Here is a 15,952-nt window from a genome sequence, read left to right on the forward strand (position 1 = left end):
AGGTTGGGAGGGAGTTGCCGGGCTTTCTCACTCAGCATTATTTTGCCAACACCTTTTTTCTCTTAATAAGGAGACTGTATGTCTCATTCATTAACCCTGCCCGACACCCGACGCCGTGACCCGGTTTTCGGCTGGCTGGGGCTTATTCTGGCTGCCTTTGTGCTGCTGCCGTCGTGGAGCCTGGATTACGGTCTGCTGGAGTCTACGCAGGATGAAATTCTCGCGGCGTACGGCTGGTCGGGGCTGAATCTCAGCCTGCTGTGGCTGATCATGCCGATGGCGTTACTGTTTCGTGCGCGCTACGCACAGCGTCTCGAAGCCCGCCGTCGTCATCAGTTCGACGCCGCCTGGTCGGTGTTTTGTGCGCTGTTCATGATCGTGAGTGCGACCCTGATGGGCCGCGGGCTGGGCTATGGCAGCATTCTGATGTTTATCGCCCTCGGTGCGATCTGCTCTCTGGCGCTGTCACGGCTTGAGTGGTTGGGCGGCGATCGTTTCGTGCTCGGTTCGCTGATTTGCATCATCGCGCTGATCGGCGTGTTTATCATTTATCCGAGCATTGCGATTTTCATCCCGATGTTCACCAATGAGGCCGGAGATTTCGCGCCGCTGGCTTTTATGGCGGTTCTCGGTCAGTCGCATATTTTGCGGGTGATCTGGAACTCGTTCCTGCTCTGCGTCGCCGTCGGGATCGGCAGTACCTTCTTCGGGCTGGTGCTGGCGATTTACACCACGCGCATCGCCAAACGCTCGGCGATTATCGGACGTATTTTCTCGATTTTACCGATCGTCACTCCGCCGTTTATCGTCGGGCTGGGTGTTACGCTGATGATGGGCCGCTCGGGCTATGTCACTGAACTGATGGTCGACGGGTTCGGGCTGACTAACACCAACTGGCTTTACGGTTTCACCGGCATCTGGCTGGCACAGGTTCTGGCGTTCACGCCGATGGCATTTATGATCCTCGACGGTGCCATTAAAACCATTCATCCGTCACTGGAAGAAGCGTCTTATACACTGCGCGCCAGCCGCTGGCAGACCTTTCACCGCGTGTTTTTGCCACTGCTGAAACCGGCGCTGGCAAACGCCTTTCTGATTGTCATCGTCCAGTCACTCGCGGATTTCAGTAACCCGCTGGTACTCGGCGGTAATTTCGACGTGCTCGCTACGCAAATCTATTTCTATATCACCGGCGCCCAGCTCGATTATCAGGCCGCCAGTACGCTGGGCGTGATCCTGCTGGTGTTCTCCCTGCTGGTATTCTGCGTGCAATACATGTGGATCGGCAAACGCTCGTACGTCACGATTTCAGGCAAAACCTCACGCGGCGACGTTCAGCCGCTACCGGTGACGCTGGTCTGGGGCGTCACTGCCCTGCTGGCGATATGGATAGCCTTCAACGCCCTGCTTTACGGCAGCATTTTCTACGGCAGTTTTACCGTCAACTGGGGCGTGGATTACACGCTGACCTTCGACAACTTCACCAAACTGTTCGGACAGGGCTTTTCCGACGGCGCATGGCCTTCGCTGCTCGACACTCTGCTCTACGCCGGAATTGCCGCGCCTATCACTGCACTGTTTGGTTTGCTCATCGCTTATATCGTGGTGCGTCAGCAGTTCCGTGGCAAAAAAACCATCGAGTTCAGTACCATGTTGTGCTTTGCCGTACCGGGCACGGTGGCGGGGATTTCCTACATTCTGGCTTTTAACAGCGCACCGGTTTATCTGACGGGTACGGCTGCCATCGTAATTATCTCCATGGTGATGCGTAATGTGCCGGTAGGCATCCGCGCCGGGATTGCCGGGCTCGGTCAGCTGGATAAATCGCTGGATGAAGCCTCGCTCAGCCTGCGCGCAGGTTCGATGCGCACGGTGATGTACATCCTGCTGCCGCTGCTGCGACCGGCCATTCTGTCGGCGCTGATTTACAGCTTCGTGCGCGCGATTACCACCGTCAGCGCTATCGTTTTCCTGGTCACGCCGGACACCCGCGTCGCCACCGCCTACATTCTGAATCGCGTGGAAGACGGTGAATACGGCGTGGCGATTGCTTACGGCTCAATCCTTATCGTCGTGATGCTGGCGATCATTTTCATCTTTGACTATCTGGTTGGCGAAGCGCGAATTTCCCGCTCAAAAGCCAAAACCGGCCAATAATTCTGGAGCGCTTTCACATGACAATGACCACAGAACACCCGGTTGCGGCAGCACCGGCACAAACCACCAAGAGTTTTGTTGAACTGAAAAGTGTCGCCAAACGATTTGGCAGCAATACCGTACTGGAAGGCCTCAATCTGGCGATCCCGAAAGGGAAAATGGTGACCCTGCTCGGCCCTTCCGGCTGCGGCAAAACCACCGTATTGCGCATGGTCGCCGGGCTGGAGAAACCTACTGAAGGCCGGATTTTTATCGACGGCGAAGACGTCACTGACCGTTCAATTCAGCAGCGTGATATCTGCATGGTGTTTCAGTCCTACGCACTGTTTCCGCATATGTCGCTGGGGGAAAACATCGGTTACGGACTGAAAATGCTCGGCCGGCCAAAAGCAGAAATCCGCGACCGCGTGCGCGAGGCGTTGTCTTTGGTTGATCTCGACGGATTTGAAGATCGCTACGTCGATCAGATTTCCGGCGGCCAGCAGCAGCGTGTCGCGCTGGCCCGTGCGCTGATCCTCAAACCGAAAGTTCTGCTGTTCGACGAACCGCTGAGTAACCTCGACGCCAACCTGCGACGCAGCATGCGGGAAAAAATCCGCGAGCTGCAACAGCAGTTCAACATAACCTCGCTGTACGTGACGCACGATCAGAGCGAAGCCTTTGCGGTATCCGACACGGTACTGGTGATGAATAAAGGAAAGATCATGCAGATTGGCGCGCCGCAGGAACTTTACCGCCAGCCCGCGTCACGCTTTATGGCGAGTTTTATGGGCGACGCCAACGTGTTCCCGGCAGATTTACACCGCGATACCGTGGAGATTTTCGGCTATCACATCCCGAAACCCGCCGCGTTTGCGCCGGGTATGCAGCAATGTACGGTGGGCGTGCGGCCCGAAGCGATCACCCTCGGCTTGCAGGGCGACGACAGCCAGCGCTGCGTGATCACCCACGTGGCCTATATGGGGCCGCAGTATGAAGTAACAGTGGAATGGCACGGCCAGCCGCTGCTGTTGCAGGTCAACGCCACGCAGTTGCAACCGACCGCAGGCGACAATTTCTTCCTGCAAATTCACCCTTACGGCATGTTCGTGCTGGTGTGAGACAGCGATAAACATAAAAAAAGGTGCCGTTTTGACACGGCACCTTTTTCTTTCAGTCAGTTTTCGGGTCAGAGCGGCTCGTCGAAACGCAATAAACGCCCGGCATTGCCCAGCACCAGCAACGTGCTGAGATTATGCAGCAGTGCGGCGATCAGTACGCCCGCCACGCCAAGTAATCCCATCGCGGCGGCAGCCATCACCACCAGCGTCCAGCCCAGCCCGATGAACACGTTGATTTTAAGCGTCCGGCGGCACGCACGGCTCAGGCGGACACAGGTGCCCAGACGGCGCAAATCGCTGCCGATCAGCACCACATCCGCAGAAGCCAGCGCGATATCACTGCCGCCCGCCCCCATCGCAATCCCCACCACACCGGCTTTCAGCGCCAGCGAATCATTAATGCCGTCACCGACCACCATCGGACGATAGCCCTGCGCAATTTCAGCAGAAACCTGATGCAGCTTATCTTCCGGTAAAGCCTGGGCGACCACATCACTGATGCCCAGTTCACCGGCGATACGGTGTGCCACACTGGCACGGTCGCCGGTCAGCAGCAACTGCCGTTGCAGCCCCAGCTGACGCAGTTCGGCCAGCGCTGTCTGCGCCTCTGGCCTTAACGAATCCGCCAGCAGCAGCCAGCCAAGAAAACGGCCGTTGAGCGAAAGCCCGACCAGCGGCCCGTCATGTTCCGGGATATCAGTGACTGCGATATGCTTCTGGCTGAAAAACGCCGGACGTCCCAGCAATGCCTCGCCCTGCGCGGTTTGCGCCCGCACGCCCATCCCCTGCTGTTCTGAGATATTTTCCAGCGGTAAATATTGCTCACGCGCCATTAACCGTGCCAGTGCGCGGCTGACCGGATGGCTGCTGGCAGCACCCAGACTGGCTGCCAGAATCAGCACTGCATCTGAGGATCCCTCTTCTGCCAGCACCGTACGTTGCAGCTGCAATTCACCGTGGGTCAGCGTGCCGGTTTTATCGACCACAATGGCATTAAGATCCGCCAGTTCTTCCAGAAAAGCCGAGCTGCGGATCAGGATCCCGTGGCGTGCTGCCACCGCGATACCGGCGATTGCCGTCGCGGGCGCGGAAAGCACCAGCGCGCACGGACAGGCCGCCACCAGCACCGCCAGCATGGCGTGGGCATCGCGTGTGATAAACCAGGTCGCCGCCGCAATCAGCAGAATCAGTACCAGATATTGCCCGGCATAGCGCTCGAGCAAACGGGTGATCGGCGGTTTGGCATGTTCGGCTTTTTGCATCAGCGCAATCACTTTACCCAGCGTGGCATCGGCGCCGGTACGGGTGACTTCAACAGACAGTAATCCGTCCAGATTAATGGCCCCGCCGAAAACATCGTCACCGGCGCGGGCTTCCTGCGGCACGGATTCACCGGTGATCGGCGCCGTATCCAGACTGGCACTGCCGGAAATAACCCGGCCATCGGCGGGCAGCCGGTCGCCTGCGCGCACTTCCACCCGGTCGCCGGTTTGCAACTGGTGGTTATCGATTTCTTCAATTTCGCCGTCCGGCATAATCCGCCGCGCACGGCTGCGGGTCAGACGGCTGAGCGCATCGATAGCTTCCTGCGAACCAATGACACTGCGCTCTTCCAGAATATGACCAAAAATCATAATGCCCGGCAGCAAGGCGGCGGTCATCAGGTCGCCGGTGGCCCACGCGCCGAGCATCGCCAGCGCAATCAGCTGATCGGTAACGCCGTGCAGACTCGGGCTGCGTAAGCTGTGTATCGCCGAACGTAATACCGGAACAGCCACCAGCAAAGATGCCACACCAAACAGGATCTGTCCGACGTCGCTTTGCTGTGGAAACAGCCACTGCCAGATCCAACCGCAGAGCAGTAATCCGAAGGCGGCCATCGCCAGAATCAGCTGTACCGCCATATTGCGCTGCTCGTGGCGCGTCAGCAGCACGCTTTTCGCAGACGGTTCTTCCGAGGAAATAGAAGTCACGGGCAAATACCTCAGGGTTGAGAGGATGGACGGTCTGGTCCGGGCAGGATCAGATGTGCGTCGTCGTGGGGATCAACCGCCGTCACGCTGCCAGCGTGGGCGAGAATGGCAGGCATCCGCTCCCGCCACAAACGCCACAGCAATTCGGGAGAATGATCGTCAGCCAGCTGCACAATCGTCGCGGTATCGGTGGAAGCCCGGGCAATCTGCTCGCTGGCTTTGGCCTGCGAAACCTGCAAGGCGCGATCTGCCGACTGAACCGCTTCCTGATGCACGCGGGCGGCCTCATTACTGGCGCTGGCGATATACTGTTCCGCCTGCTGACTGGCGGTCAGCACAGCGTTAAACGCATCGACAGCCGCGGGAGGCAAAGAAGACTGCACGTCAACGCGCCGGACTTCGATACCGGGGCTGCTGCCTGCCGCATTCAGGGCGGCGAGTTGCTGATTAATCCCCTGACGCAAATCACCGCGCAACCGCTCGCGGCGTTCAGCGATATGGCTGCCGTTGCCGACCATTTCCGGACGAGCGACCAGAATGGTATCCAGATCCCGCGAGGCACAAATCGCCACCGCCGCGTGTTCGGTTAATCTGTCCAGCGCAGGCAGCACGTGTTCCCCTTGCAGCACAAACGCCACGGGATCGGTTATCACGTAATACACCTGCACATCCAGCTGAACCACGCCGGAGTCGCCGGTCAGTAAATATCCGGCACCGGCGACGGCGTCACTGTTCTCGCCGCCGGTATTGGTCCACGCAGGCACAATGTCTTTTCTCAGCAAAGCCGTAACATGATGTTCGATCACCCGATCGGCAGCGGGCACTATTTCCACCTGTTCAATGGGTTCCGGCCACGCCAGCAGCAGACCAGCACCCGCCGTGCGTGATACGGCACCAAAGCGCATCACGACCGCGCGTTTGTCCGGCTCAATCTGGCGGACATTGGAGAACAGCCAGCTGGCAGCGGCAATCAGCGTCATGGCAAACAGCGCCAGATATGCCATGCGTCCCGCCTGAAACCAGGCATTGCCCTGAAAACGGGCTAAGGGATTCATGGATGCGATCCGTTATTGTTTGCGGGTAACGCCGGCGGACCTTCGACCAGTTGCCTGAACGGTGCGGCATCGGTGCGTAACACCAGCTGAGTGCCCGGCGAAATCACGCTGTTGAGCGTATCGAGCGAACGCAGCAAATCATACAACTGGGGATTACCGGCCCAGGCTTTGGCGTAAATCGCCGCGCTCTGCACCTGCGCCTGCGCTTCAATATTGGCGGCGTTAACCGACGCATCGGCTTTAATCACACGGGCATCGCGTTCAGCAGAAGATCGGATTTCAGCCGCCTGACGCTTACCTTCAGCAGAGCGCTGGGTGGCGATGGTTTCGCGTTCGGCACGCATACGATCTACGGTCGCATCCAGTGTTACCGACGGCAGCGTCAGGCGTTCGACGCCAACCTGCACTAATTCGATGCCATAACTGTCGAGCAACTGGCGGGCAATCTGGTCATGTAAATGCTGCTCAAAACCGGAAAGCCGGATTTTGCTGGCGTCGGTATTGACCAGATCAGCCAGCGCAAAACCGCTGGTAGTGGTTTCCAGCGCCGATCCGATAAACGTGCGTATCTGCGCCGCCGCCATATCCGGCTGATTCTGTACCGCGCGGATAAAACGCTGCACATGCTGAGGATCGTTTTTCACCTGCCAGACGGTGTAAGCCTGCACGATGATCCGCAGACCGTCGCGCGTGCCGACATCCTGTAAACCGCTCGACGTGGTGCGGATACGTAAATCCACCGGAATTGCCGTCTCCAACGGAACCGGCAAATGCCACGCCAGCCCCGGATTCAATAGCACGCGCACCGGATTACCAAAGCGGGTGATCACCATTGCTTCGCCGGAACGCACCTGTACCAGACAGGCTGACGCGGCAATCAGCGCCACTATCGCGATAGCGATGGCAGCCCGTCGCCAGAATTTGGGTGCCGCCGGGCCGGAATGATGGTGATGATGGTGATGTCCGCCACCGTGATGATGCCCGCCATGTGCGTGGCGGTCGTCGTGATCGTGGGCCTGAGTATGTTGGGAATCACTCACCGGGTAGTCTCCGCTTTAACAGAATGCGCCGTTTTATCCGCTCCGGGCGTAAATGGCAGGGTGAAATTTCTCAGATCCAGAACCGGCGGCGTTCCGCCACCAATACGGCTGTCGACAATCAAAACTTTTGGATGTTGTTGCATCGCCAGCGTCAGCTGACTGAAATAACGCTCGGTCAGGAATGACTGTCCGCCTGCCTGATACGCCTGATTTTCAGCGTTAAACCGCAAGGCCATGACCTGTGCCTGATCGAGACTCTCATGACTTTGTGCGCTGGCGGCGTCGAGCGCCAGACGGGAAAATTGCTGTGCGGCATTAAGCTGCTGCGCGGCCTGTCCTTTCTCACCGGCAATCGCGCTTTGCGCCAGAATCTGTGCCGCCTGTACGCCATGATAAGCGTCCGCCGCGCCCGCTGGCGGATGGATGGATTCAATCACCGTCGCCAGCAGTTCCACGCCGCTGTGAAGATTATCCAGCTGACTTTGCACTTTCTGGCCGATGTCTGCGGCAAGACGAGTCTGTTCACTGCCCAGAAGATTGTCGAGCGTGCGGGAGGAGAAATCGTGCACCAGAACCTGATTGGCAATACTGCGGATCAGCACCGGCATATTTTCGGTGTGATACAGGCTCGCCATCGCCGCGTCATCGTTCATGCCAACGCGGTACACAAACCGCACATCCATATCCATGATTTGAAAACTTTGCCGGTCATTGCCCGCACTGGCGATAATTTGCGATTTGTCGCTGCTGTGGCTGGAATCCCACAACCGGTTAGCGCTTTCCGGCGCGGAGCCTTCGGCAGTATCGGCGACCACGACCGGCGAAGCCGACACCGGTTCTTCCGCGCCGGTGGTGAGTTCGTGCACTTCACCGTTATCGACCATTTGCGTATGCCCGAAAGGCCACGGCAGACCAAGATGCAAACCGGGTGGTCTGACCGCGACCGGTTTTCCAAAGGATTCGTAAATCCCGCGCTGCGTCAGCGGGACTTCACTGACACCGGTCAGCAGCCAGCCCGTCAGCAGTAAGAATGCGGCCAGCGGCAGCAGTGCGCGGCGGATAAAATGGAATGCCCAGATCTGGCGCAGATCGATACCAAAATGCTGATGCAGTTCATTTTGCACAAACTGCAACGGACGCGGCGGCCAGCAAATTTGTGCCGCCAGCAGACTGCCCGCGATAAATTCCGGCTCTTTGTCCTCACGCGGCGGCGAAAACAGCGCCATCAGCGCACGCAGGAAAAGCTCCAGTGCCACCAGCGCCGGTATTATGCCGGTCAGCACCAACAGATGCGCTGGCCAGACCGCCGTACCATGGGCAAACATCACACCCGCGGCGCTCAGTAATAAAACGCCCATCAGCATGCGTAACAGCGGTGCCAGTCTTGCGGCTTCCGGCCATTCCTGCGAACTTTTTAACGTCCAGTGGCGTTCCAGTACCAGCACCGCAAAAGCGCATAGAATGAAAAATGAACCGGCAAAATATCCCGCGTCGCCTGCTTCGTTAATGGGTAACGGCAGTTGCCACAACAGCACAATGAGCAGTAACGCGGCCAGCGAGGGAAATGCCTGAAAGAAAACGTGCGGATCTACATAACGCAACAGCGGGCGCACCCTGGGCGAAGCGGTCAGCCGATGAAGAAAAGCAGGCGGAGTTTCCGGTGAAACGGGCTCATCGCGGGGCGCAAACTGATGGTCACGCCAGCGGGTAATGCGCCGGGCACATTGCAGGGAGGCGGCACACACCCACAGTGCGGCCATGATATTGCCGGCCAGCCACGGCCAGACTGAATCTGCAGAGACCATATACAGCATCAGCAGTATCAGATACAGCACGCTGCTGATCACCATGATGCCGTTGATGAGCCCGGTCAGCCAGCGGGTGTGGGATGCAGCCGCCTGAAAACGCAGAGACTTACTGGCGTCATCAGTCCCGGATGCCTTGTTTATACTCATGTCCGCTCCGGCAGAAGAGAAAAATAACCCGCACGCGGACAGGGCGCCAGCGATCGCGAAGTCAACCGAGCGTAACCGTATAACATTACAGAATTTTCAGCGATATGAATTTAGCCGTTTTTTTGCCACGAATTGTAAGCGTTTATCAGCAAGGCGGGACAACCGGCAGATTGGGTTTCTGCCAGCCGCTCTGAAAAGAATTTTACGTCAGGGAGACTTGTTCGAAATGCTGGAACATCGCCAGCGCCAGGCCGCGGGCGGGATTGAACCGCTCGGCGACGAACGTAATGTGCGTGCGGCTAAATGCAAACGTCAGGGTAAATTCCTGCGCCGCCGCCAGCGTATTTTCCACAAATAGCGGATGACTGTTATAAGGGCAATCAATCAGCAACGTTTTCGGATTCACCAGATGGATAATCTGACTCAGCGCTTTTCCTAAAAGCCTTCCGGCCTGCGCCATGACTTCATCCACAATGTCTGCCGACTGCTGGCGGTTATCCCAGCTCAGACCGGGCTGACGTTGTTCGAGTTGCCGGTTAATGGCGGAGAAACCTATCAGTGATTCCAGACAACCCCGCTGACCGCATGAACACAGCGGCCCGTCGGGCAGTACCGCTAAGTGACCGACTTCCCCCGCCGTCCAGCTGCCGCCGGAATACACGCCATGTTCCGTCAGCAGCGCGCCACCGATACCCTCACCAATGCGCAGATAAAAACAGGCGTCATTTTCTTTCGCCATATCGCCCTCACGGGCAATCAGTGACGCTGCTTTCACGTTATTCCATACGCTGACCGGAACGGTCTCCGCGCAGGTCAGCAACGGTTGCAGACTCACTTCGCCCCAGCCCAGGTGCGAGGAAACATGCAGAACACCCAGCTGGTGATCAACGATGCCGGGAAATCCGATGCCGATACCGACCAGATCCGGCCACTTCTGATGCAGTTGCTGGCAATGACGCATGATTTCAGCCAGTACGGTGCGGGGTTCAGACGTATCGAGGGTGACGGTGTTTTCATCGATAATCTGCGAGAAATAATCACAAACCATCCAGTGCAGGCGGTTGCGCTCAATCATAATACCGCCAGCTTTAATCGACGACGGTTTCAGCGCGACGTGAATTTTAGGACGCCCGATGCTGCTGGTTTGCGCCACGCCCTGTTCTTCGACATAGCCCAGCGCAATCAGGTCATCGACAATCAGGGAAATGGTGTTTTTGCTCAGTGCCAGCGCACGAGAAATATCCAGACGGGAACTGATTTTCTGCTGGCGGAGATAAGCCAGTACGCGTTTTTCGTTGTACTGGCGCAACAGCGCGGGTCCTTTGCCTGAGTCTTTCATGTCATGACTTTCCATCGCGTTACACCGTAGCGTCGCATTATTACATGACTGAGGATCCGCGCGTCAACCTATTCACCCCGCCAGACTTCCGCCCCGTTTTTGTAAGTGGCCATCAGCCGCAGCGTATTGTCTGACGCCGGTTGCAGCAGTATGGCATCCAGTGGCGCACCGGGACTAAGCCCCTGAGCTACCGGAAGATTCAGGCGCGACGCCGGACGCACCGACGCCATCTGAATCGCCTCTGTCAGCGGGGCAATGTCATTTCTGACCAGTGTATTAACGCCGTATAACAGCCCCTGCACCGATCCTGCCAGCAGCGCCGGATTGCTGGCCATCGACAGCCTTCCTTCTGCGCTCAGCACCACGTCGCCACCGATATGCGAATGGTAACAGCCCGGCGGCATTCCGGCGTGGCTGGTCACGTCACTGACCAGCAGCGCTCTGCCGTTTTTGGCACGAATAAAGGTTTTCAGCACAGACAGCGGCAAATGTTCGCCATCGGCAATCATCGCGCACCACAGGCCATCCTGCGCCAGCTGCTCCCAGATATAGTTCGGATGGCGCGGCAACGTCAGATGAGCACCATTGCCCAGATGCGTCGACATCCGCGCCCCGGCTTTCACCGCCGAAGCAATTTGCTCCGGACTGGCAGCGGTATGCCCGATGGAAACCACCACATTATGCACGGTGCACTGGCGGATAAAATCTTCCGCCTGCGGCCATTCCGGCGAAAGAGTGATCATGCGAATTCGCCCTTCTGCCACAGTCTGCCAGCGCTGAAACTGCGCCCAGTCAGGTGCCTGAATGTGAGCCAGATTGTGCGCCCCGCGCGGCCCATCCTGCGGGGATAAAAACGGCCCTTCCAGATGGATACCGGCAACAGATTGCTCCACCGCCGAAAATTCACGGCAGGCCGCCGCCAGCGTGGCAACCATTTTGGTGATTTCATCTGCGCTGTTGGTGATCACCGTCGGCATAAACGTCGTGACGCCCTGCTGCCACAGCGCGTGCGTCACGTCTTTCACAGAATCCACGGTAAAAGGGAAACTGTTAAAATCAGCGCCGCCGTAACCGTTGACCTGCAAGTCGACTAATCCGGGTGCTACCAGCGGAAGGCTCTGGCTGCCGGTCGCCGGACGTATCTGGCTGATAATGCCGTCCTGCGACACAATTTCCACCGGCTGCTGCGTGCGGTAATCCCTGCCGCGTAACGTGATTTCACTCATCCGGTAACTCCCCGAAACCGGCGATATCGGTGTAAAGCGTACAGGCCGGATGTGTGCGCAGCACTGTGGCCGGACAATCCACCGACTGCGGCGCATTCAGTGTCTGCGTAACCGCCTGATGTTTATTTTTGCCGGGCACCATGCAGAACAGGCGCGCAGCCGCCATCAGCGTCGGGATGGTCAGCGTCAGCGCGTGCGTCGGCACATATTCCAATGCGGGGAAACAGCCGTCATTCACCTGCTGCTGACGGCAAATGGCATCCAGCTCGACGATTTTCATCGGCTGCGGATCGTTAAAATCAGCCACCGGCGGATCGTTAAAGGCCAGATGCCCGTTCTCTCCAATGCCGAGGCAGACCATATCCACCGGCGCCTGTTGCAGCAGGCGGGCGTAGTCCGCACAGTTCTGCGCCGCATCACCCGCTGCCGGAATTTTATGTACCGTGCCAGGGCTGACTTTGCCGAATAAATGCGTCGTCAGATAGTGACTGAACAAGGCCGGTGAACCGACCGGCAACCCGACGTATTCGTCCATGTGAAAAGCATCAACACGCGCCCAGTCGATATCTTCGGCCTGCGCCAGATATTCCAAAAATTCATTCTGGGATGGCGCGGCGGCAAAGATTATGCGAACGCGATCCTGCTCTTTAAGCCGCTGATGTAAATGGCTGACTGCATCGCGGGCAGCGGCCTGCCCCATTTCCAGACGGGTGGAAAACACTTCAACATTCAGGCGTCCTGCCTGCGTGGTATATCGCGGAGATGTCATATCAAAACCTGCTCTTTGTGTTTATTGAGTTCCATTATCGGGATTCAGACTGATACGCGGCAGCCACTTTGGGCGCAGGCAGGTCTTCGGCCTGATCCTGATTCAGCGCATTCAGTAAAACATCCACTTCAGCACTGACCGGACGGCGGCGAAGTAATCCGCCAATGACAAAGACCGCCAGCGATAACAGCACCGGAATGGCGACAATCTGCGCAGTGCTCATGTCCGGCACTACAAATTTGACCAGGAAAAAGGCTGAGACACCGGCCGCCCAGGAGGTGATTGCCGCAGCCGGTCCGCATTTACGGAACCACGGCAATAAGCCGAGCAGCATCGGGATAGAAATCGGCCCGACCAGCCCGCCGAACCAAACAATCAGCAGCGACAGTACGCCACCAAAACGGCTGGCATTAACGGCAATCAGCAGCGTTGTGAGGATAAACAGCACCACCGTCACGCGCGCCACCAGCAGTGACGATTGCCCCTGACCAAAGCGTTTCGGCAGCAACACCGGCAGAATATCGCGGGTGACCACGGCGGTGATGGCGTTAGAATCTGAAGAGGTCATCGACAAAGTGTGGGTAAACATGGCGACCAGCACCAGCCCGATCAGACCGTTCGGCAGCAGATTCATCGCCATGATCGAATAAGACTGTGAAGGGTCAGCAATATCCGGGAACAGCAGCGGTGCGGCCCACATCGGATAAAACAAAATCAGCGGCCAGACCAGATACAGCACCGAAGAAAGTAACGCGGCTTTGCGGGCATCTTTTCCCCGCGGTGAGGCGATAAAACGCTGCGCCAGATTCCAGGTGCCGCCGTTATAGCTCAGGGTGTAAATGACAAAATACGCCAGAATAAAGCCCATCGAATACGGCCCCGCGACGATGTCAGTATGGCCTGCGGGCAACCGGTCCCAGATAGTCAGCAGATTGCTGAAACCACCGAGGTGAAACGCCACCGCGATCACCATCACAATCGCGGCAATAAACTGGACAATAAACTGCCCAAAATCGTTACAGGCATCCGCCCACAAGCCGCCGAGCACGGTATAAAACAGGCACAGCACACCCGAAATCGCGATACCCACCAGCGGATCCAGCCCGGTAAACACGTTGATGATAATGGCGATAGCCGCCCATTTAGCGCCGACGTCGAAGGTTTTCAGAAACACTCCGCTCCACGCCAGAATCTGCTGCGTCGGCACGTTATAACGTGTGGCGAGATATTCCATCGGTGATTCGATATTCATATGGATCCGCAACCGTGCCCAGCGTGGCGCAAAAATCACTGACCCGATGAAAACGGCAATCGAGATCGGGAATGCCCACCAGAAATAAATGGTCAGCCCGTATTTGTAGGCCACCGCCGCATACGCAACAAATACCGCCGCGCTGTAGCCGGACATATGGTGTGAAATCCCTGAAAGCCACCAGGGCATTTTGCCCCCTGCGGCGAAGAAATCTTTGGTGTTGCCCACTTTGCGCATCGCCCACAACGTGGTCATCACAATCATCAACGCGTACAGCGCCATGACAAAATAGTCTATCCCGTTCATCGTTAACTCCGGAGGCAAGATTGCATTGTCGAAGTCCGGCGGGAATACTTGCCGGTTTTTAATTAATCCTAACTAAGAACTAATTAAACCTAGCATGAGAAAACCCGAACAAAACGTGAACAAGATCACGTAATTTTTCAATAATTATTAAAGCGTTATAGGACTTTCTTATGGATGAGGCGGCGCTCAACATTCAGCCGAGTGAGGAAATGGCGAAGAACATCATAAAAAAGGTGCCGTTTTCAGGCGGCACCTTAAGGATTTCAGAGAGTATCTTCCGCAACGTAATACTGCGGATCGTCAAGCTCATGAGAGCAGAATGGCCCGGCTTTCTTGAGCAGACTTACGCAGTCATTGCTCAGATGGCGTAAGCGGATCGTTTTACCGGCATCCAGATAACGCGCCGTCAGCTTATCAATCGCTTCCACCCCGCTCGAATCCATTACCCGCGTACCGGCAAAATCCAGCACCACGTTTTGCGGATCGTTTTCAGGATTAAACAGCTCAGCAAAGGTCGCGGCAGAACCAAAGAACAGCGGCCCCTCGAGCTTATACACCGCCAGACTGCCTTTGGTTTTGTGCTCACGAATCCGGATACGCGCCTGCTGCCAGGCAAAGACCAGCGCCGAGATAATCACGCCGCTTATCACCGCCACGGCCAGATCGGTGAAAATAGTGATGACGGTGACAATCAGCATCACCAGCACATCGGCTTTCGGCATACGGTGCAGGCGACGAAGTGAGCTCCACTCAAAGGTGTTGTAACAGACCACCAGCATAATTCCCGCCAGCGCCGCGACCGGCAGCAGACCGATATAACCGGAAAGACTGACCACGAACAGAATCAGCAAAATAGCGCCCACCGTACCGGAGATCCGCCCGCGACCGCCGGAGGTGAAGTTAATGATCGACTGCCCGATCATCGCGCAACCGGCGAAACAGCCGAACAGCCCGCAGATCGTATTCCCTGCGCCCTGTGCGATACTTTCGCGATTCCCGTTGCCCTTCTGATTGCCCATTTCATCGAGCACCGTCATGGTCAGCAGCGATTCAATCAGGCCGACCAGCGCGATCACCACCGCATAAGGCAGCACAACTTTCAGCATTTCCAGACTAAATGGCACTACCGGCAAACTGAAGTGCGGCAATGCACCGGAGATATCCGCCAAATCGCCGACCCGCAGCGTGTGCAGGTTAAAACCAATCGCCACCGCCGACACCAGAATCAGCGCCGCCAGAGAAGCGGGAATGATTTTGGTTAGTTTCGGGAACAGCACGACGACGGCAATCGCCAGCAGCACCAGCCCGTACATCAGCGGCCCCTGCCCGGCGATCATATGCAGCTGCGCCAGCATAATGACAATCGCCAGCCCGTTCACAAAGCCGTGAACCGCTGGCAGAGGCACCAGCCGGATAAACTTCCCGAGGCGGAACACGCCGATCAAAATCTGAATCACACCGGCGAAAATCGTCGCCCACAGCACGTATCCCATGCCGTGCTGCGCCGCCAGACTCATCAGAACCACCACAATAGAGCCCGCCGCGCCGGAAACCATACCCGGTTTGCCACCAAACAGCGCCGTCACCAGCCCGATAATAAACGCCGTGTGCAGCCCGACAATCGGCGACAATCCGGCGACCAGCGAGAACCCCACCGCTTCCGGGATCATCGATACGGCCACCACAAATCCGGCCAGCGTTTCATTTTTCACTTCTGACAACTTCAGACCACGCGGGCTAAGCATAAGACATCCGGTACATTTCCAGCTCAGTTAAAAAA

The 15,952-nt window shown here is 57.2% G+C and carries 11 protein-coding genes; 2 read left to right on the forward strand and 9 right to left on the reverse strand.

The features are described from left to right. The first annotated feature begins 78 nt into the window (after positions 1–78). Entirely contained in the window at positions 79–2,157 is a 2,079-nt protein-coding gene (locus D6C13_RS16845) for an ABC transporter permease (protein ID WP_120133859.1), read from the forward strand. Positions 2,158–2,180: 23 nt separating this feature from the next. Further along, complete coding sequence (gene fbpC, locus D6C13_RS16850; RefSeq protein WP_120133899.1) at positions 2,181–3,257, forward strand: ferric ABC transporter ATP-binding protein; 1,077 nt, start codon at positions 2,181–2,183, stop codon at positions 3,255–3,257. A 68-nt stretch (positions 3,258–3,325) separates the two neighbouring features. Here fbpC and D6C13_RS16855 read toward each other — a convergent pair whose 3' ends face one another. The 9 genes from D6C13_RS16855 to D6C13_RS16895 all read right to left on the reverse strand — a co-directional run bounded on the left by D6C13_RS16855 (position 3,326) and on the right by D6C13_RS16895 (position 15,917). Beyond that, positions 3,326–5,230: a cation-translocating P-type ATPase gene (locus D6C13_RS16855; RefSeq protein WP_120133860.1), complete on the reverse strand. Its 1,905-nt coding sequence runs from the start codon at positions 5,228–5,230 to the stop codon at positions 3,326–3,328. 11 nt (positions 5,231–5,241) lie between these two features. Beyond that, complete coding sequence (gene hflK, locus D6C13_RS16860; RefSeq protein ID WP_120133861.1) at positions 5,242–6,285, reverse strand: protease modulator HflK; 1,044 nt, start codon at positions 6,283–6,285, stop codon at positions 5,242–5,244. Next, positions 6,282–7,325 carry a protease modulator HflC gene (gene hflC / locus D6C13_RS16865; protein WP_120133862.1) on the reverse strand — a complete coding sequence of 348 codons (1,044 nt, stop codon included), beginning with the start codon at positions 7,323–7,325 and terminating at the stop codon, positions 6,282–6,284. Before hflC ends, hflK (D6C13_RS16860) begins: the two co-directional genes overlap by 4 nt. After that, positions 7,322–9,280 (reverse strand): protease modulator HflK, encoded by a 1,959-nt coding sequence (gene hflK, locus D6C13_RS16870; protein WP_120133863.1) that lies wholly within the window; start codon positions 9,278–9,280, stop codon positions 7,322–7,324. Before hflK (D6C13_RS16870) ends, hflC begins: the two co-directional genes overlap by 4 nt. Positions 9,281–9,482: 202 nt before the next feature. After that, positions 9,483–10,634, reverse strand: a complete 1,152-nt coding sequence (locus D6C13_RS16875) for an ROK family transcriptional regulator (protein ID WP_244212709.1) — start codon at positions 10,632–10,634, stop codon at positions 9,483–9,485. Positions 10,635–10,687: 53 nt separating this feature from the next. Beyond that, positions 10,688–11,845, reverse strand: coding sequence for an N-acetylglucosamine-6-phosphate deacetylase (locus D6C13_RS16880; RefSeq protein ID WP_120133864.1), 1,158 nt, complete (start codon positions 11,843–11,845; stop codon positions 10,688–10,690). Further along, positions 11,838–12,614 carry a glucosamine-6-phosphate deaminase gene (locus tag D6C13_RS16885; RefSeq protein WP_208642908.1) on the reverse strand — a complete coding sequence of 259 codons (777 nt, stop codon included), beginning with the start codon at positions 12,612–12,614 and terminating at the stop codon, positions 11,838–11,840. Before D6C13_RS16885 ends, D6C13_RS16880 begins: the two co-directional genes overlap by 8 nt. Before the next feature lie 34 nt (positions 12,615–12,648). Next, positions 12,649–14,172: a sodium:solute symporter family protein gene (locus tag D6C13_RS16890; protein WP_120133865.1), complete on the reverse strand. Its 1,524-nt coding sequence runs from the start codon at positions 14,170–14,172 to the stop codon at positions 12,649–12,651. Between the two features lie 263 nt (positions 14,173–14,435). After that, a complete protein-coding gene (locus D6C13_RS16895) occupies positions 14,436–15,917 on the reverse strand; it encodes a SulP family inorganic anion transporter (protein WP_120133866.1) in 1,482 nt (493 codons plus the stop codon). Positions 15,918–15,952: the final 35 nt, after the last annotated feature.

The organism is Rahnella woolbedingensis (genome assembly GCF_003602095.1).
GTDB classification, from domain to species: domain Bacteria; phylum Pseudomonadota; class Gammaproteobacteria; order Enterobacterales; family Enterobacteriaceae; genus Rahnella; species Rahnella woolbedingensis.

Excerpts from the sequence above, each read along its gene's own strand:
- D6C13_RS16845 (WP_120133859.1), top strand. The coding sequence starts at position 79 with ATGTCTCATTCATTAACCCTGCCCGACACCCGACGCCGTGACCCGGTT.
- fbpC (WP_120133899.1), top strand. The coding sequence starts at position 2,181 with ATGACCACAGAACACCCGGTTGCGGCAGCACCGGCACAAACCACCAAG.
- hflK (WP_120133861.1), bottom strand. The coding sequence starts at position 6,285 with ATGAATCCCTTAGCCCGTTTTCAGGGCAATGCCTGGTTTCAGGCGGGA.
- hflK (WP_120133863.1), bottom strand. The coding sequence starts at position 9,280 with ATGAGTATAAACAAGGCATCCGGGACTGATGACGCCAGTAAGTCTCTG.
- D6C13_RS16875 (WP_244212709.1), bottom strand. The coding sequence starts at position 10,634 with ATGGAAAGTCATGACATGAAAGACTCAGGCAAAGGACCCGCGCTGTTG.
- D6C13_RS16880 (WP_120133864.1), bottom strand. The coding sequence starts at position 11,845 with ATGAGTGAAATCACGTTACGCGGCAGGGATTACCGCACGCAGCAGCCG.
- D6C13_RS16885 (WP_208642908.1), bottom strand. The coding sequence starts at position 12,614 with ATGACATCTCCGCGATATACCACGCAGGCAGGACGCCTGAATGTTGAA.
- D6C13_RS16890 (WP_120133865.1), bottom strand. The coding sequence starts at position 14,172 with ATGAACGGGATAGACTATTTTGTCATGGCGCTGTACGCGTTGATGATT.
- D6C13_RS16895 (WP_120133866.1), bottom strand. The coding sequence starts at position 15,917 with ATGCTTAGCCCGCGTGGTCTGAAGTTGTCAGAAGTGAAAAATGAAACG.